Below are 16,686 nucleotides of genomic sequence, written 5' to 3'. Positions count from 1 at the left end.
TCCTTCCACCCGCCTTCGGCGGGTTTCTTTTTGTCCGCCATCGGAGGCCCGGTTCCCGCCATGAAAAAGGGGCCAGCAGGCCCCTTGTCATAGTGTGCATTCATCAGAACACGTACTTGACCCGTGCACTCAGGTTGCGACCCGGCTCGGTCTGGCGGCTGGTGCTGGCACTGGCGCTCTGACCGGTGATGCTCTCGTAGTTGACGTACTCCTTGTCGAACAAGTTGAAGACGCCCACGTTGAACTGCAGATCCTGCACCGGCTTGAACTGGGCATAGATGTCCACCACGCCCCAGCCCGCACTCTTGATGTTGTCGTTGCCCTTGGCATCCTTGCCCACCTTGCCCACCTTGCTCATGTCGTCGGCAAAGCGCAGGGCGGTGTTGATGTTCCAGTTGGGCTGCTCCAGTCGAACACCCAGGGTCCCCTTGAGCGGGCTCAGGCTGTTGATGTAGTTGCCGTCGCCATCCTTGCCCTCGATGTAGGAGAGGTTGCCCCAGACGTTGACCAGATCGTTCAGCCAGTAGTCCGCCTTGGCCTCGGCCCCCTTGGTGGTTGCCTTGTCCAGGTTCTGATACTGATACAGCGCGGTGCGGCCCTCGGTGCCGACCCCGGCCAGCTCGATGAAGTCTTCGAACTTGTTGTAGAAGGTGGCCACTTCATAACTGAAGCCGCCGGCACTGCCGCGCACCCCCAGATCGATGCCGTCGCTGCTCTCGGGCTTGAGGTTCGGGTTGGGCTCGATGCGATAGCCATATGCCTGGTGGTTCAGGGTCGAGAACGCGTTGTCATACATGGGGGTCTTGTAGCCGTGGCTGTACTGGGCGAACAGGTTGGCCGCCTCGCGCGCCTTGAACACCAGCCCCAGCTTGGGCGAGAACTCCCCTTCGGAGAAGCGCTTGAGGTTCTCGCCGGTGTAGGCGGGATCCTGATCCGGGTTCATCCGGTAGTAGTCGTAGCGGGCACCCGGCGTCAGCACCCAGCGCTCGCCGAACTTCAGCTCGTCGAACGCCCACAGGGCGCCGTGCTCGGTGGTGGTGGAGGGGAAGCTCAGCTCGTTGTAGCCGACGAAATCCCCCGGCACGGTCGGCGCCTTGAAGCGGGTCCGCTCGTTGTCGGTGTGCTCATACTCCAGGCCCCAGGCCAGCCGCTGGCTCGCCAGCGCCTTGCTGAACTTCAGCTGGGCACCCAGGCTCTTCTGCTCGAAACCGTTGTTGTCCAGCGAGTTCTTGGTCACATAGGGGTTGGTCGGCCGCACCGGGTATTTGGAAGAGGCGTACTGATCCATGGTCTGCTTGGTGCGGGCGTAGTAGAGCTTGCTGTCGATGCGATCGACCCAGGGCGCGTTCAGGGCGATGCCGTGATCCAGCACCAGCGACAGGTTGTCGGTCTCCTTGTCGGTGATCGGCTGGTTGAAGACCGAGCCCGCCTTGGTGAGGTCGACGGCATCGGGGTCCTGCCCCTCGTTGAAGTAGTCGACGGTCAGCTTGAGGAACTGGGCATCGCTCAGGTTCCACTGGCTCTTGAACAGCACGGCCTGGCTGACAATGTCGAACTCGTTCTTGTCGCCGTCGTAGTTCTGGGTTACCCCGCCGTCACGCCAGGTGTAGCGCAGCAGGTTCTCGAACGCGCCGGCGCGCAGGGCCCCGGTAACGCCGGCCATCTTCTGGTGGCTGCTGGAGGCATAACCGGTGGTGGCATCCAGGTAGCTGTCGCGACCCTTGAGGAAATCGGCCGCATCCTTGGTGGTGATGGCGATGACGCCGCCCAGTGCATCGGAGCCGTAGGCTGCCGAGGCCGGTCCCTTGACCACCTCGACCTGCTTGATCATGTCGGTGTCGAAATAGCTCTGGCCCACGCCGCCGTTCTTGTAGGCATCGTTCTGGCGCACGCCGTCGCGCACTATCTTGACCCGGTTCTCGCCCATGCCGCGAATGACGAAGGTCTGGGCATCGCCGGCGCCGCCGAGGGCGGTGACGCCCGGTTCGTAACGGAACAGGTCGGCGACGTTGCTCACCACCTGCTCTTCAATCTGTTCGGCGGTGATGACCGAGATGGGGCCGGAGACATCCTCCAGTTTCTGCTCCATCCGAGAGCCACTGACCACCATGACTTCATCTGCTTTCTTGTCCGCCGCAAAAACCGGGGAAGCGAGGCCGGCCGCCACGGCAAGGGCGACCAGCGATAGGGTGTTGTTATGGGCCACTGCAAATCCTTATTGAGAACTGTTATCAAACAGCTGGCATCTTACCCACCTCTCAACAAAGATCAATAATAAACGGAATCATTCTCATTTTCTTTTGTCATAATTCGGTTCTACACTACGCCCCTCTGTTTTCCCGCCCGCCATGCTGCCATTGTATGGTGCAGGCCCTTCATCGCTGCGAGACATCCATGACCCGACTACTGCCCCTGTTCACCCTGCCCCTGCTGCTGGCTGCCTGTGCCACGACGGCCCCCGTCAACGATGCCGGCACCCTCTATCACTATCAGCTCAAGACCACCCAGGGGAACGATCTGACCCTAGAGCAGGCCCTGGCCCGGGTGGCGGATGCCGACATAGTGCTGGTGGGCGAGCTGCACACCCACCCGGCGGTGCACCTGCTGCAAGCCAGAATGCTGGCGGGCCTGGCCGCAGACGGTCGCCCTCTGGTGCTCTCCATGGAGCAGTTCAGCCGCGCCGATCAGCCGGTGCTGGATGCCTACCAGGCCGGTCGCATCGGCGAGGCGGCGCTCATTCGTGACGGCAACGCCTGGCCCAACTACCAGAGCGACTATCGCCCGCTGGTGGAGTTCGCCAAGGCGCACCACCTCCCGGTCATCGCCGCCAATGCGCCCAAACCGCTGGTGAGCTGTGTCGGCCAGGAGGGGCCGGCCTGGCTGGAGCAGCTGCCCGCCAGCCGTCGCAGCCAGCTGGCCCGCACCCTCACCTTCGGCGATGACCCCTATCGCCAGAAGTTCATGGCCTCGCTCCATCATGGGGATGCCGACAGCAACGCCCGCCGCTTTGCCGCCCAGACCAGCTGGGACGACACCATGGCCGAGAGCATGGTGGATTACCTGCGCAGCCACCCGGGCCAGCGCATCATGCACATCGCCGGCAACTTCCACGTGGAGGGCGGGCTGGGGCTGGCCAGCCGCATCGCCAGCCGCAACCCGGATCTCAAGGTGGCGCTGGTCGTGCCGGAGCTGACGACGCCGCAAGCGGGTGACGGCCAAGTAGCGGCCGGCCGGGTTGCCGACGTGCGGGTCGGTATCGCCCCCCTGCCGGAACGCTGGCTAAATGCCGATGAAATGAAGCAAGATATGGGCGCACTGCATCAATCCCGCAGTCGTGACTGCAGCCAGTGGCTGCAACCCTGACCTTGCGTCTGAGGAGCCCAGTGGCTGCCACCCTGACAAACATTTGCCCAAGGATTTCATATGGATGTGTTACTGGTCATCGACATGCAACAGGGGCTGTTCACCCAGCCTCGCCATCAGGACACTCAGGTCATCGCCAATATCAATCGGTTGGCTGAACGCGTGCGGGCAGAACAGGGTCGTGTCATCTATGTGCAGCACGATGCCCCCGGTTCCGAAGTGGATCCTGCCAGTCCGGGCTGGCAGCTGCACGCCGATCTCGCCCCACAGGGGCATGACAGCCGGGTACGCAAGACCGCCTGCGACAGCTTCCTCGACACCGAGCTCGGTTTCCTGCTGGCGGAACAGGCGGTGGACAGGCTGCTCGTCTGCGGCTGTGCCACCGACTTTTGCGTCGACACCACCTTGCGCAGTGCCGCCGCCCGCGGCTTCGAGGTGGTGGCGGTGACCGACGCCCATACCACGGCGGACAGGCCCCACCTGGGCGCGGAGCAGATCATCGAGCACCACCACTGGATGTGGCGTCACCTCAGCCTGCCAAAAGGCAGAAGCGTGACCCTGCTCACGACGGATGAGCTGCTCGGCGCCACCCAACCCGAGCCGGCATGTTAATCTGCCCGCTCTGAAGCGATCACCCGATTGGAGTCTTGTGTGCGTCTACTCTCTGCCGTTGCCTTCACGCTGCTGTTACCGGCAATCACCGCCTGCTCAGGCCTGCCGGGGCGCCAGCCGGATGGCCCGGCTCCCCTGTTCAGGACCCACATCAATGAGGAGGGGAGCAAGCGCTTCACCTTCGAAGCCGCCCCGCTCGATACCCTGCCCACCCGCCTGCAGGACGATGACGGCAGCCGCCTGAGTCGCAGCAAGAGCCTGCTGGAGCGGCGTGAAGCGCTGCAGGATGCCCAGCTCACCCAGGCGCTGGCCGAGCGCAAATACTGCCGTGAAGGCTACATAGTGCTCAGCCAGACCTCCTGGAAGATCCGGGGCGAGTGCAACGAGACCGCCACCCGGGCCGACCGCGACGCCTTCCCCAACAAGGCCTCCTGGCAGGATTAAGGGAAAACCGTCCATAAAAAACGGGCAGCCCCAGGGCTGCCCGTTTTGTCATGTTCGTGATCGCGTGGATCAGACCGGCGCATCGGCCGGACTGGTCAGCTCGGCACCATTGTCGACGCGCTTGTGCCCTTCCACCAGGTGGACGAAATCCACCAGCTCGTCGCCGGAGACCCGGAACGCCTGGCCGAAGCCCTTGACGAACAGCCCCTGCTCGGGCTTGAGACGAAACAGCACAAAGTCCTTGAGGTTGGAGAGCCCTTTGACGATATCGCCGAAGCGCCCTTCCAGCGCCGCAATGGCCTTTTCCCAGCGCACGTCGTCGCGGGCCACCACTTCGGCCACCGCATCGAAGGTCAGGCGCTTGCGGGCAAACAGTTCGCGGGCCCCGTTCTCGTCCTCGATCAGCATCAGCGACACCTTGGGCACCTGTTGCAGGTTGCGGGCGTGGCGGGCGATCTCGGAGATGAGCACATAGTAGCCATCTTCCTGCAGCACGAAGGGGGCATAGCTGGCATTGGGGTTGCCTTCACTGTCCACCGTCGCCAGCTGCAGGGTGCGGCAACCGTCGCGGAACTCGCGGATCTCCGGTTGCAGGCGGTTCTGCAGACGCTCCTGACGTTCACTCATGCTTTGACTTCCTCTTGATACTGGTGGCGCAGGGCCATGAAGCGTTCCACCTGGGCCGGCAGCAGCTGACGCTGCTCGTCACGCCCCAGATAGACCTTGAAAATGCAGCGACCGCTGTGGCCGAAGAACTGGAAGGAGTGCCCCTCCTTGCCCATGAACAGCTTGCTGACCAGGGCGATGCCGGCCACGTTGTCGAGCTTGAGGTGGCCGTGCATCTCGCCATCGCGCCCCATCAGGTTGTAGTAGCCGCGGGCGCTCTTGCCACGGGGGAAGGGGGCCTTCACCTCGAAGATGGAGCCGTCGGACTCGACAATGGTGGTCACCTGGCCCCAGTCGGCCAGATCCGCCAGCAGGACTTCGGCCTGCTCGGCGGGCACCAAGGTGACCAGCTCGGCCGGCAGGTGGCGTACCACCTCCCATTCGCTGACGGCCAGCTCGGCGGCGATGGTGGATGGGTGAGCGCTGGGATCTTGTTCCAGCAGCCCATGAATGCGTTGTGCAATGCTCATCGGTTCTCCCTTGGGGTGCCTGCGGCATCCCTGTTCTGTCATGGCGGATACTGTAATGAAGGCCCCAAACCAATGCAATTGATAATCGCTTTCATTCTCAGTGCATTTTTTTCGACGACTTGATATTCTCGGCGGCAACCCAACTTCATTCACCCTTCGGAGGTTAGCATGGGCCGTCGTTTTGCCCTCGCACTCAGCCTGCTCGGCTGCTCAGCCCTGTCCCTGCCCGTTCTGGCGCAGGAACGTATCGTCAGCATAGGCCCGGCCACCACGGAACTCATTCTGGCGCTGGGCGGTGAGCAGAGCCTCATCGCCACCGACATCAGCAGCCCAGAGCCGAAAAACCTGCCACGGGTCGGCTATCACCGCGCTCTTGCCGCCGAAGGGATCCTGAGCCTGGCGCCGACCCGGCTGGTCGGCAGCGACGAGATGGGACCGCCGCCCGCCCTGGAGCAGTTGCGCAGGGCCGGGGTCGAGGTGGACGTGCTGCCCACCGCCCCCACCCTCGCCAACCTCAACCAGCGCATCGATACCCTGGCCGCCCTGCTCAAGGACCCGGCCGCCGGCACCCGCCTGAAGGCCGAGATCCAGGCCCAGAGCGAGCAGCTGGCCGCCCAGGCCAAGCAGAACAAGCCGCTCAAGGTGGTCTTCCTGCTGCTGCACAAGGGTCAGCCCACCAGCATCGCCGGCGGCAACACCACCGCCAGCGCCCTGCTCACCCTGGCCGGCGGCGTCAACCCGGTGGCCCAGCTGCAAGACTACAAGCCCGTCTCCACCGAATCCCTGATCGAGCTGCAGCCCGATCTGGTGCTGGTGAGCGGCCGCGACTGGCAGCAGTATCAGGATCCTGAAACCGTGCTGAGCCAGGTGCCCGCCCTTTCCGCCACCCCGGCCGGCAAGAACAGGGCCATCCACGCCATCGACGGTCACGCCCTGCAAGGGGGGCTCAGCCTCACCTCGCTGCAGCAGGCCAGCCAGATCGCCAAGTGGATCAAACTGGGTTCATGATGCGTCTGCCACTGTCCTGGCTGCTGTGCCTCACTGGCGGCGCACTGGCGCTGCTGCTGGTCGGATCCTTGGCCACCGGCCCCATGGCCCTCTCCTTTGGCGAGAGCCTGCGCGCCCTGTTCGCCGGCCAAGGGAGCGGGATTGAGGCCCACAAGCTGCTGATCGTGCAGGAGATCCGCCTGCCGCGTACCCTGCTTTGCATCGCGGTGGGGGGGATTCTCGGCCTCTGCGGCGCCGTGATGCAGGGGCTGTTTCGCAACCCCCTGGCCGACCCCGGCATCATCGGGGTCTCCGGCGGGGCGGCGCTCGGCGCGGCGCTGGCCATCGTGCTGCTGGCCCCCCTCGGCCAGCAGTGGCAGAGCCTGCTCGGCATCGGCCTGCTGCCCCTGCTCGCCTTTCTCGGCGGCGCGCTGACCACCACCCTCGTCTATCTGCTCGGCACCCGGGAAGGCGGCACCTCGGTCACCGTCATGCTGCTGGCCGGGGTGGCCGTCACCGCGCTGTCCGGTGCCGTGATCGGCCTGCTCACCTATCTCGCCGATGATCAGATGCTGCGCAACCTGAGCCTGTGGCAGATGGGGTCACTGGCGGCGGGCAAGCCGGTGGACGTGGCGCTGGCGCTGCTGACCCTGGTTGCCCTGCTCATTCTGTTCTTGCGCGATGCCAACCCCCTCAACGCCCTGCTGCTGGGTGAAGGGGAAGCCCGCCACCTCGGCATCCAGGTGCAGTCCCTCAAGCGGCGGCTGATCCTGCTCACCGCCGCTGGGGTCGGCGTGGCGGTGGCAGTGGCCGGCATGATCGGTTTCGTCGGCCTGGTGGTGCCCCACCTGGTGCGGCTGCTGGCCGGCCCCAACCACGTCCGGCTGCTGCCGCTCTCCGCCCTGCTCGGGGCCGCCCTGCTGCTGGGCGCCGACATGCTGGCCCGCACCCTGCTGGCGCCGGCCGAGATGCCGGTTGGCATCATCACCGCCCTGCTGGGCGCCCCCTTCTTCATCTGGCTGCTGGTCAAGGGCCGCCGGACGCTTTAACCGGAGGACTCCTCTTGTCTGCTTCATCGACCCTGCTGCACTGTCGCCAGCTCAGCCTCAGCCGGGGCGGCCGCCCCATCCTGGACAGGCTCGACCTCAGCCTGCAGGCGGGCAGCCTCACCGCCCTGCTCGGCCCCAACGGCGCCGGCAAGAGCTCGCTGCTCAAATGCCTCACCGGCGAGCTGGAACATCAGGGAGAGATCCGCCTGTTTGGCCGGGAGCGGCAAGAGTGGGCCGGCACCGAGCTGGCCCATCGGGTCGGGGTGCTGCCGCAGAGCTCGTCCCTGAACTTCCCCTTCCTGTGCGAGGAGGTGGTGGCCATGGGCCGGCTGCCCCACAGCGAACCGGCCAGCCGGCGCGACGAGATAGTCGGGGCCGCCATGACCCATGCCGGGGTCGATCAGCTGGCCGGCCGCCTCTATCCCGGCCTCTCCGGCGGGGAGCGCCAGCGGGTGCAGTTCGCCCGGGTGCTGGCCCAGATCTGGCAGGCACCGGACGAACCGCAGCAAGCGCGGCTGCTGCTGCTTGACGAGCCCACCTCGGCGCTCGATCTCAAGTACCAGCACCAGCTGCTCACCATGGCGCGCGCCCTCGCCGCCCGCCATACCGCCGTGCTGGTGGTGCTGCACGACCTCAATCTGGCGGCCCGTTACGCCGACCGGCTGGTGATGCTGGAACAGGGCAGAGTGATGGCAGACGGCACCCCGCACGAGGTGCTGACGCCTGATCTCATCGACCGGCTCTACGACTACCCGGCCCAGGTGATCCTCCATCCCGAAAGCGGGCTGCCCATGGTGGTGTGATGCGGTGATGGCCGTGCGGCAGATAGCAACAGAGCGCCATCAGGCGCTCTGTTTGTTTGCAAGGCGGGCAGGCTTATCACTCACCAGACAGCCTCATATGATTCTTTACTCGTCAAGCGATCTGATAACGGCCCGGCTTGTGGTTGAGTGTCAACACCAGGTTACAGATGATGGCCGCCACCACGGAGAGCGCCAGGATCCAGGGCTGCACCACGAAGAAGGAGGCGATGACGATGGTGCAATCCAGCCCCATTTGCAGCTTGCCGGCGCGAATGCCGAACCGGTCCTGGATAAACAGCGCCAGGATGTTGAAGCCGCCCAGGCTCGATTTGTGGCGAAACATGATGAGCAGCCCCATGCCGATCAGGGTGCCGCCGATCAGCGCCGCGTAGACCGGCTCAATCTTGCCGATTTGCAGCACGGCGTTGAGGTGATCCGTCATGAAGGAGACCGCCGCCACCGAGACGAAGGTGTTGAGGGTGAAGCGCGGCCCCATCCTCAGCCAGGCCAGGGCATAGAAGGGCAGGTTCATGCCGAAGAACAGCAGGCCGAAGCTCAGCCCCGTCACCTGCTGCAGCAGCAGCGCCAGCCCGGCGGTGCCGCCGGTGAGCAGACCGACCTGATGAAACAGAAAGATGCCGAGGGAGACGAAGCCGGCCGCGGTCAGCAGGGCGATGACGTCTTCATAGAGGGGGTGCGCAGTCCGAACGGAGTGCGCCGAGCCAGGGGTGTTGTCCATAACCGGTATCCAATAGCGAAGTGAAAGAGTGTCTGTTGCCCGTCTGGCGGGCGCGAGCCCTGTCCGCAGGGCTTCGTTATGGGGTTCAGTCTATTTTTTGCGACCATGATCACAATAGTCGCCGCCCACGCCCCGTTTTGGTGCCTGTCATTCTCCATTGACAGCCGCTGCACCAAGATGCAGCATGCCGCGCCTGAACCGCCCCCGTCGTGCCGACACCGGCGGTTTGCCATGGCACAGACGCGCCGGCTCTGCTACAAAGCGCGCAGCCCCTTTTCCCATCACCGTCAGGAGCCCCATGATCTGCACAGGACCCCAACCATGAAGTATCTGGTCACCGGCGCCGCCGGCTTTATCGGTTTTCACGTCGCCAGACGGCTGTGCGAGGCGGGTCATCAGGTGGTGGGGCTGGACAACCTCAACGACTACTACGAGGTGAGCCTCAAGGAGGCCCGCCTGGCGATGCTGACCCCCTTCCCCCATTTTCGCTTCGTGCAGGGCGAGCTGGCGGACCAGGCCGGCATGGCCGCCCTGTTTGCCGAGGGGCGGTTCGAGCGGGTGATCCACCTGGGCGCCCAGGCGGGGGTGCGCCACTCGCTGGAAAACCCGTTTGCCTACAGCGAGAGCAACCTCACCGGCATGCTGACGGTGCTGGAAGGGTGCCGCCAACACGGCATCCAGCATCTGATCTACGCCTCCTCCAGCTCGGTCTACGGCATGGGCGAGCAGCTGCCGTTCAGTGCCGATCAGCAGGTGGACCACCCGGTCTCCCTCTATGCCGCCACCAAGAAGAGCGGCGAGCTGATGGCCCACGCCTATTCGGCGCTCTACGGTCTGCCCACCACGGGGCTGCGCTTTTTCACCGTCTACGGCCCCTGGGGCCGGCCCGACATGGCCATCGCCAAGTTCACCCGCGCCATCCTGGCGGGCGAGCCCATCGACGTCTACAACCAGGGCGATCTCAGCCGCGACTTCACCTTCATCGACGACATCGTCGAGGGGATCCTGGCCGTCGCCGAGCTGCCGCCCCGCCCCAACCCTCACTGGCATGCCGGCGAGCAGAGTCCGGCCGAGAGCGCCGCCCCCTACCGCATCCTCAACATCGGTCATGGCCAGCCGGTGCGGCTGCTCGATTTCATCGAGGCGCTGGAACAGGCGCTGGACAAGCCCGCCATCAAGCGGATGCTGCCGATGCAGGCGGGCGACATGCACGCCACCTGGGCCGACAGCGAGCCCCTCCACACCCTCACCGGCCTGCGCCCCGCCACCTCCATCAAGGAAGGGGTTGCCGCGTTCGTGCGCTGGTATCTCGACTACTACCAGCCCGCCCGCTGACCCATTCAGGCACGGCGGGCCTGCCGAGTGGGCACCAGCACCATGACCGCCATGGTCAGCAGCACGCCGAGCACGCCCCAGCCCACCTGCCGCCAGATCACCTCCTCCCCGCTCAGCATGCCAATCAACAGCACCAGCACCGGGATCAGGTAGGTGTAGGCCGAGACCTGCTCCGGCTGCAGCACCACGCTCCCCTGCTGGAACAAAAAGAAGCTGAGCGCCGTGGCAAACAGCGCCAGATAGGCAAGGCCGAGCCAGAGCGGCAGCGACACCTGCTGCCAGTCGGTTGTCAGCAGCCGCGGCGCCGCCACCAGGGTGAGCAGCAGGGTGGCGCAGATCAGGGTCCAGCAGGTGAGGTGGGCAAAGGACTCGCCCCGGTAGTAGCGCTTCACCAATATGGGGTTGAGCGCCATCCCCACGCAGCCCAGCAGATAGATGCGGTTGCTGGGGGTGAGGCTCAGGCTCGCCAGCTGGCTCAGCTCACCGCGAAAGATGATGAGAGCGGCCGCCACCATCCCCCCCAGCAAAGCGAACGCCATCGACCAGCCAATGCGGCGCTGGAAGATCAGCATGCTGGCCAGCGCGCTGATGAGGGGCACCGTGGTGTAGAGCGCGCTGGCATCGAGGGCGCTGGTCTCCTGCAGCGCCACGAACATGGCGACGAAGTAGCAGAGAGCCGGCAGCGAGATGAGGGTATAACGCCCCAGATCCCGCAGCGAAGGCAGCACCAGACGGCGCTGGCAAGCCAGCAGAATCACGAAGGTGAGCGCCGCCAGCAGGTAGCGCGCCCAGGTGACCACCAGCGGGTCCAGCACCGCGGTGAGGGCGCTGCCGATGGGGAAGGAGAGGCTGATGAGCAGGGTGAACAGCAGCACCTTGCCGTGGGCCTGCACGAAATGAAAACGGGGATGGGACATGGCATGCACCTGTGCAAAGGGGCGCCCCGCCGGGCGCCGCACTGGATGGGAATGATTCAATAACTGCCGTCGGCAACAACCGGCTTCTTGCCCTCGATAGTGGCCAGCAACTGACCGAGCAGGCTGGAGGCGCCGAAGCGAAAGCGCTCGGCAACCAGCCACTCATCGCCAAAGAGTGCGGCCGCCATGGCCAGATACTCCCCCGCCTCCTGCGCGCTTTTCACCCCGCCTGCCGCCTTGAATCCCACCCGGTGCTGCGCGCCGCACTCGGCGATGGCCGCCAGCATGGTGCGGCACGCCTCGGGGGTGGCATTGACCGGCACCTTGCCGGTGGAGGTCTTGATGAAATCGGCCCCCTCCTCGATGGCAAGCAGGGAGGCGGCGCGGATAAGCGCGGGCTCCTGCAGCTCGCCGGATTCGATGATCACCTTGAGCAGCCGCGTCCCGCACAATACCTTGCAGCCGCGCACCAGCGCCCGGGCGGGCGCCTCGTCCCCCGCCTTGAGCGCACGCCAGGGGATCACCAGATCGATCTCGTCGGCGCCAGCGAGGAGGGCTGCGCGGGTCTCGGCCAGCACGCTGGCCAGCTCATCGTCGCCATGGGGGAAGTTGACCACGGTGGCGACCTTGATTTCGGGGGTGCCCTGCGCCGCCAGGGTGAGCCTGGCCAGCCCCACGAAGCGCGGATAGATGCAGACCGCGGCGGTGTTGCCAAAGGGAGTCTGCGCCTGGTGGCAGAGGGCGATGATGCGCGCATCGTGGTCATCGTCATTGAGGCTGGTGAGGTCCATCAAGCGGATGGCTCGGCTGGCGGCCTCGGTGGCAGCGCAGGCAGGTGCAAAAGCAGTAGCTGGAATCATGGAAGGCTCCTGTCGGGATAAGAAAGGGGCGCCGCAGCGCCCCGGAACAAGGGATGGGACGCTCAGGCCAGGGAGAAGAAGATCCCGGCGATGGCGGCGCTCATCAGGTTGGAACAGGTGGCGGCCAGCACGGTACGCAGGCCGTAGCGGGCGATGAAGTCGGTGCGGGAGGGGCAGAGGGTGCCGAGGCCACCGATCAGGATCCCCATGGAGGCCAGGTTGGCAAAGCCGCACAGGGCGAAGCTGATGATCACCTTGGACTTCTCCTCCAGCACCTGCAGGCCGGCGGCGGTCACAGTGCTGGCGTCTTTCAGGTAGGGGGAGAGGTCGCTGTAGGCCACGAACTCGTTCACCACCAGCTTCTTGCCGATCATGGCGCCGGCGATGCCAATGTCCGCCAGCGGCACCCCGAGCAGGAAGGCGAGCGGCGAGAAGATCCAGCCCAGGATGAGCTCGAGGGAGAGCGGCATGCCCACCATCTCCCCCACCCCGCCCAGCAGGGTGTTGACCAGGGTCACCAGCCCGATCATGGCGATCAGCATGGCGCCGATGGCCGCCGCCAGCTTGAGGCCGCTGCTGGCCCCCTCGCCTGCCGCCGCCAGCACGTTCTCCGGCTTCTTGCCGTCAAACTGGATGCTGTTGTCGAACACATAGTCCGGCTGGCTGGTTTCGGGAATGATCAGCTTGGCGAACAGGATCCCGCCCGGCGCCGCCATGAAGGAGGCGGCCAGCAGGTACTGCATGTCCACACCCATCATGGCGTAGCCCGCCAGCACGGTGCCGGAGACCGAGGCCATGCCGCCGCACATGACGGCGAAGAACTCCGAATCGCTCATCTTGGGCATGTAGGGCTTGACCACCAGCGGCGCCTCGCTCTGGCCAACGAAGACGTTGGCCACCGCCGACATGGATTCGGTCTGGGAGGTGCCGAGCAGCCGCGCCATGGCGCCGCCGATGAAGCGGATCACCAGTTGCATGATGCCGAGGTAGTAGAGCACGGCGATCAGCGCCGAGAAGAACACCACCAGCGGCAGCACGTTGAGGGCAAACACGAAGCCGATACCGTCCACCGAGAAGTTGACCAGGTTGCCAAACAGGAAGTGAATGCCCGCCTTGCCGCTTGCCAGCACGGCGTCGACCCCGTGGGCCATCCCCTCCAGCGCCCGGCGCCCCAGCGGTACATAGAGCACCAGGGTACCGATGGCGACCTGCAAGGCCAGCGCCAGCCCCACGGTGCGCAGGCGAATGGCCCTGCGGTTGGTCGATGCGAGCACGGCGATGAGGATCAGCGCCGCCATACCGAGAAATCCTGCTGCAAACATAACTGACCTCCTGGTCGTTCCCTACTTACTGGAAGTGGTGCTGGATAAAGGTGTTGATGAGGCGGATGAAGTCCGTTTCCGCCAGCTTGGCGCACTTGAGGGTCTGCTCGTGGGAGAGCTGCACGTCGCCAAGCCCCTCCGCCATGTTGGTGATGGCGCAGATGGCCAGCACCGGCAGGCCGCAGTGGGCGGCGCTGACCACTTCCGGTACCACCGACATCCCCACCACGTCGCCACCGATGATCTGCATCATGCGGATCTCGGCGGCGGTCTCGAAACAGGGGCCGCTGTAGGAGACAAACACCCCCTGATTGACGGCGATCCCCTCCCGCTCGGCCAGCGCCAGCGCTTCGCTGCGCAACCCCTTGTCATAGGCATTGGCCAGGCTGAAGAAGCGCGGGCCGTAGGCCTCGTCATTGGCGCCCGTCATGGGGGTGCCCGGCATGGTGTTGATGTGATCGTTGAAGATGACCAGGGAGCCGACCCCGATCCGCTCCGGGCGCAGCGAGCCGGCCGCGTTGGTCACCAGCAGCAGCTCGCAGCCCAGCCGCTTGAAGGTGCGCACCGGGGTGGTCATCACCTTCATGGTTTCGTGTTCGTAGTAGTGGCCGCGCCCCTTCATGCAGACCACGTCCACCCCGTGCAGCTTGCCGAGCACCAGCTCGCCGCTGTGGCCGGCCACCGTGCTGACCGGGAAGCCGTCCAGCTCCTCGTAGGGAATGGTGACCTTCTCCTCCAGCGCATCGGCCAGCACGCCGAGGCCGGAGCCCAGGATCATGGCGGCGCGGGGGGCGAAACCCGGCTTGCGGGCGAGAATGGTGGCGACGGCGTTGAGTACCGGATCTTGTTGCATGAGCTGCACCTCTTGAGGCTGTAAATGGGACATGGCGCTCACTCTAGGGGAGGTATTGGGCGATAAAAATCGCTAAAATCGGCCTGACTATCCTGATTTTCAGCATAATTTCCCGCCGGGAAATGGCTGAAAACCAAAGGAAGCGGCATGAATGGCGCTGATTGGCCCCGTTTTTCCGCCAACCAGCCCCGGTACGGTCAAAACGGGTCGGCAAAGGTGTGAGCCGGATCGACCATCCGCCGGGCAGCGGCCCTGCTGCTGCCCGCACCGGTCGCGCAAACTTTGACGGGGATCGCACCCGGCCCTCAATCAGCCACCGAAGGAGGTCGCTTGGCCCTCGACAGTCACTGGCGCGATCGCGTCACCCTCAAGATGCTGCGCTACTTCCATGCGGTGGCCAGCCAGGGACACTTCAGCCGGGCCGCCCTGCAGCTCAATGTCTCCAAGTCGCCGCTCAGCGCCCAGATCAAGGAGCTCGAGTCCCTGCTGGGGCTGGCGCTGTTCGAGCGCCACACCCGCCAGGTGAGCCTCACCGCCACCGGCCGGCTGCTGCAGGCCGAGTGCGCCCTGCTGTTCGACGTGCTGGAAAGCGGCCTCAACCGGGTGGTGCAGGCGGGGCGCATGGAGCGCAACCAGATCCGCATCGGGCTGGTCAGCTCCATCTTCTGGGCCGGCTTTGGTGAGGTGATCCGCCAGTGCCACCAGCGCCACCCCGAGTTCGAGATCACCTTCACCGAGCTCTCCCCCGAACGGCAGAAACAGGCGCTTTCGCGCAAGGAGATAGACCTCGGCCTCGCCCGCTTCGCCGACACCGTCAACATCCATCCGCTGCTGGCCGAAACCATCTATCGCGAGTCCATGGTGCTGGTGGTGTCGGACGAGCATCCGCTGCGGGATCGCAAGCTGGTCTCCCTGCCCGAGCTGGCGGGGGAGCCGTTCGTGCTGATGAGCCGCGCCAACTCCTCCTCTACCGACCTCATCATCAACGCCTGTCTGGTGGAAGGCTTCTATCCCCACCTCAACCAGGAGGTGGTCGAACCCAACACCCTGATGGCGGTGGTGGCCACCAGCCTGCAGGTGGCGCTGGTGCCGGCCAGCTACGCCCGCCAGAAGTGGCCCCACGTGCGCTTCATCCGGCTCGAGCAAGCGATCCCCGCCGATCTCTGCGTGCTTTACGCCCCGCCCGGCGACGGCCAGCCGGCCGCGGTGGCGATCCGCCACTTCATCGACACCATGAGCGCACAGATGAACCGGCCGACCGTGGATTGATGAGTTAATCGGATGGTGCTTCACCACCTCCCCCCTTAGGATGAAAATCTGAAGTGGATGGCGCTTCACTGCCTCCATCTCCGCTCTTAGGATGGAAATCTGAAGCGGATGGCGCTTCACTGCCTCCACCTCCGCCCTTAGGATGGAAATCTGGAGCGGATGGCGCTTCACTGCCTCCACTTCCGCCCTTAGGATGAAAATCTGGAGCGGATGGCGCTTCACTACCGCCACCTCCGCCCTTAGGATGGGGATGTGAAGCGGATGGCGGTTTGCCGGGCACTGGCTGGAGTATACTGGCCACACTTGGTGCCACACGGGCACGCATCCGCGCCCTCACCATGATGAGAAGGAGTCACCTCATGATCCGTATTCTGCTGTTGCTGGGCGCCACCTTGTCTGCCTACGGACTGCAACAGAGCCACACCCTGGCGCCGCTGCTGAGCCTGCTCGGCCTGCTCTCGCTCTGGGTGGCGAGCGAAATTCGCCTGATGTATCGCCAGCTGCCCGCCGCCGAGCCGGACGAGCAGCCCTATCACCTCGACGTCTGAGGGGCCTGCAAGGCCCCTCCCTTCTTATCTCCTTGTTCATGCCAGGTCACCCATGAAACCGACTCGTCCCCTCTGCGCTCTGCTGTTGCTGCTTGGCTGCCTGCACGGCGCCCCGCTGCAGGCCCGCACACCCTGTCCGGCCGGTGATGACTGTCCGCCGGCGGACAATGGCCAGTGGCTCCCTGAACCGGGCAGTGATGGCAGCGCCAGTGCCGACGGCATGGAGGGTGCTGATGGTATTGATGGCGCTGACGGTATCGATGGTACCGATGGTGGCGAGCCTGGCCAGGGGCAGCTTATCTAGCAACCCCTTTGTTGGCGGCGACCCTTATGAGCCGTCGCCAACCCCTGCCGCATCAGCCTCCGTCATTGGTTCCATACCGTTTTGATCTCTGGATACCCGGATCCATAACAACAGGATCCACTGGATTAATGGCAGAACAGGCCAT

18 protein-coding genes are annotated in these 16,686 nt (G+C 65.0%); 10 read left to right on the top strand and 8 right to left on the bottom strand.

Annotated elements, in window-relative coordinates; translation table 11 throughout:
• Positions 1–103 precede the first annotated feature (103 nt).
• Positions 104–2,206, bottom strand: a complete 2,103-nt coding sequence (locus E5E97_RS09355) for a TonB-dependent hemoglobin/transferrin/lactoferrin family receptor (RefSeq protein WP_171280198.1) — start codon at positions 2,204–2,206, stop codon at positions 104–106.
• Positions 2,207–2,394: 188 nt separating this feature from the next.
• Here E5E97_RS09355 and E5E97_RS09350 point away from each other — a divergent pair, with 188 nt between their 5' ends.
• From E5E97_RS09350 to E5E97_RS09340, 3 genes are read left to right on the top strand one after another with little or no spacing between them, the layout of a single operon-like run.
• Positions 2,395–3,363: a ChaN family lipoprotein gene (locus tag E5E97_RS09350; protein WP_171280197.1), complete on the top strand. Its 969-nt coding sequence runs from the start codon at positions 2,395–2,397 to the stop codon at positions 3,361–3,363.
• A gap of 60 nt (positions 3,364–3,423) precedes the next feature.
• Complete coding sequence (locus E5E97_RS09345; RefSeq protein WP_171280196.1) at positions 3,424–3,975, top strand: cysteine hydrolase family protein; 552 nt, start codon at positions 3,424–3,426, stop codon at positions 3,973–3,975.
• A 39-nt stretch (positions 3,976–4,014) separates the two neighbouring features.
• Positions 4,015–4,419, top strand: coding sequence for a lipoprotein (locus tag E5E97_RS09340; protein ID WP_010634919.1), 405 nt, complete (start codon positions 4,015–4,017; stop codon positions 4,417–4,419).
• Between the two features lie 69 nt (positions 4,420–4,488).
• Here E5E97_RS09340 and hutZ read toward each other — a convergent pair whose 3' ends face one another.
• Both hutZ and hutX read right to left on the bottom strand, forming a co-directional pair.
• Positions 4,489–5,046 carry a heme utilization protein HutZ gene (gene hutZ / locus E5E97_RS09335; protein WP_118881807.1) on the bottom strand — a complete coding sequence of 186 codons (558 nt, stop codon included), beginning with the start codon at positions 5,044–5,046 and terminating at the stop codon, positions 4,489–4,491.
• Positions 5,043–5,555 carry a heme utilization cystosolic carrier protein HutX gene (hutX, locus tag E5E97_RS09330; RefSeq protein ID WP_118881808.1) on the bottom strand — a complete coding sequence of 171 codons (513 nt, stop codon included), beginning with the start codon at positions 5,553–5,555 and terminating at the stop codon, positions 5,043–5,045. The genes hutZ and hutX overlap by 4 nt, the downstream gene beginning before the upstream one ends.
• A 168-nt stretch (positions 5,556–5,723) precedes the next feature.
• Between hutX and E5E97_RS09325 the strand changes: the two genes are divergently transcribed.
• The 3 genes from E5E97_RS09325 to E5E97_RS09315 are packed head-to-tail and all read left to right on the top strand — an operon-like array spanning position 5,724 to position 8,394.
• A complete protein-coding gene (locus E5E97_RS09325; protein WP_016349696.1) occupies positions 5,724–6,563 on the top strand; it encodes a hemin ABC transporter substrate-binding protein in 840 nt (279 codons plus the stop codon).
• Complete coding sequence (locus tag E5E97_RS09320; RefSeq protein ID WP_162275620.1) at positions 6,560–7,591, top strand: iron ABC transporter permease; 1,032 nt, start codon at positions 6,560–6,562, stop codon at positions 7,589–7,591. The genes E5E97_RS09325 and E5E97_RS09320 overlap by 4 nt, the downstream gene beginning before the upstream one ends.
• Before the next feature lie 14 nt (positions 7,592–7,605).
• On the top strand, positions 7,606–8,394 hold the full coding sequence (locus E5E97_RS09315; protein WP_171280195.1) for a heme ABC transporter ATP-binding protein: 789 nt from the start codon (positions 7,606–7,608) through the stop codon (positions 8,392–8,394).
• Positions 8,395–8,506: 112 nt separating this feature from the next.
• Here the strand turns inward: E5E97_RS09315 and E5E97_RS09310 are convergent, their stop codons facing one another.
• Positions 8,507–9,133, bottom strand: a complete 627-nt coding sequence (locus tag E5E97_RS09310; protein WP_011704899.1) for a YitT family protein — start codon at positions 9,131–9,133, stop codon at positions 8,507–8,509.
• A 321-nt stretch (positions 9,134–9,454) separates the two neighbouring features.
• Between E5E97_RS09310 and E5E97_RS09305 the strand changes: the two genes are divergently transcribed.
• On the top strand, positions 9,455–10,468 hold the full coding sequence (locus E5E97_RS09305) for an NAD-dependent epimerase (RefSeq protein WP_118881810.1): 1,014 nt from the start codon (positions 9,455–9,457) through the stop codon (positions 10,466–10,468).
• Between the two features lie 5 nt (positions 10,469–10,473).
• On the opposite strand, the gene E5E97_RS09300 is transcribed toward E5E97_RS09305, so the two are convergent.
• The 4 genes from E5E97_RS09300 to xapA all read right to left on the bottom strand — a co-directional run bounded on the left by E5E97_RS09300 (position 10,474) and on the right by xapA (position 14,420).
• On the bottom strand, positions 10,474–11,385 hold the full coding sequence (locus E5E97_RS09300) for a DMT family transporter (protein WP_011704897.1): 912 nt from the start codon (positions 11,383–11,385) through the stop codon (positions 10,474–10,476).
• Between the two features lie 56 nt (positions 11,386–11,441).
• Positions 11,442–12,245 (bottom strand): deoxyribose-phosphate aldolase, encoded by an 804-nt coding sequence (gene deoC, locus E5E97_RS09295; protein WP_171280194.1) that lies wholly within the window; start codon positions 12,243–12,245, stop codon positions 11,442–11,444.
• Between the two features lie 62 nt (positions 12,246–12,307).
• The gene (locus E5E97_RS09290; RefSeq protein ID WP_011704895.1) at positions 12,308–13,567 is read right to left on the bottom strand and encodes a NupC/NupG family nucleoside CNT transporter; all 1,260 of its coding nucleotides are present in this window, start codon (positions 13,565–13,567) and stop codon (positions 12,308–12,310) included.
• Between the two features lie 25 nt (positions 13,568–13,592).
• Entirely contained in the window at positions 13,593–14,420 is an 828-nt protein-coding gene (gene xapA, locus E5E97_RS09285; RefSeq protein ID WP_011704894.1) for a xanthosine phosphorylase, read from the bottom strand.
• A 330-nt stretch (positions 14,421–14,750) separates the two neighbouring features.
• On the opposite strand from xapA, the gene E5E97_RS09280 reads away from it, so the two are divergent.
• The 3 genes from E5E97_RS09280 to E5E97_RS09270 all read left to right on the top strand — a co-directional run bounded on the left by E5E97_RS09280 (position 14,751) and on the right by E5E97_RS09270 (position 16,541).
• Positions 14,751–15,689, top strand: a complete 939-nt coding sequence (locus E5E97_RS09280) for a LysR family transcriptional regulator (protein WP_043168421.1) — start codon at positions 14,751–14,753, stop codon at positions 15,687–15,689.
• Positions 15,690–16,048: 359 nt separating this feature from the next.
• On the top strand, positions 16,049–16,237 hold the full coding sequence (locus E5E97_RS09275; protein WP_076362237.1) for a hypothetical protein: 189 nt from the start codon (positions 16,049–16,051) through the stop codon (positions 16,235–16,237).
• A 52-nt stretch (positions 16,238–16,289) separates the two neighbouring features.
• The gene (locus E5E97_RS09270) at positions 16,290–16,541 is read left to right on the top strand and encodes a hypothetical protein (protein ID WP_171280193.1); all 252 of its coding nucleotides are present in this window, start codon (positions 16,290–16,292) and stop codon (positions 16,539–16,541) included.
• The last annotated feature ends 145 nt before the right edge of the window (positions 16,542–16,686 follow it).

Origin of the sequence: Aeromonas sp. 2692-1 (assembly GCF_013085505.1) — a bacterium.
Lineage (GTDB): Bacteria > Pseudomonadota > Gammaproteobacteria > Enterobacterales > Aeromonadaceae > Aeromonas > Aeromonas hydrophila.
This window is presented reverse-complemented; position numbering and strand designations above follow the sequence as displayed.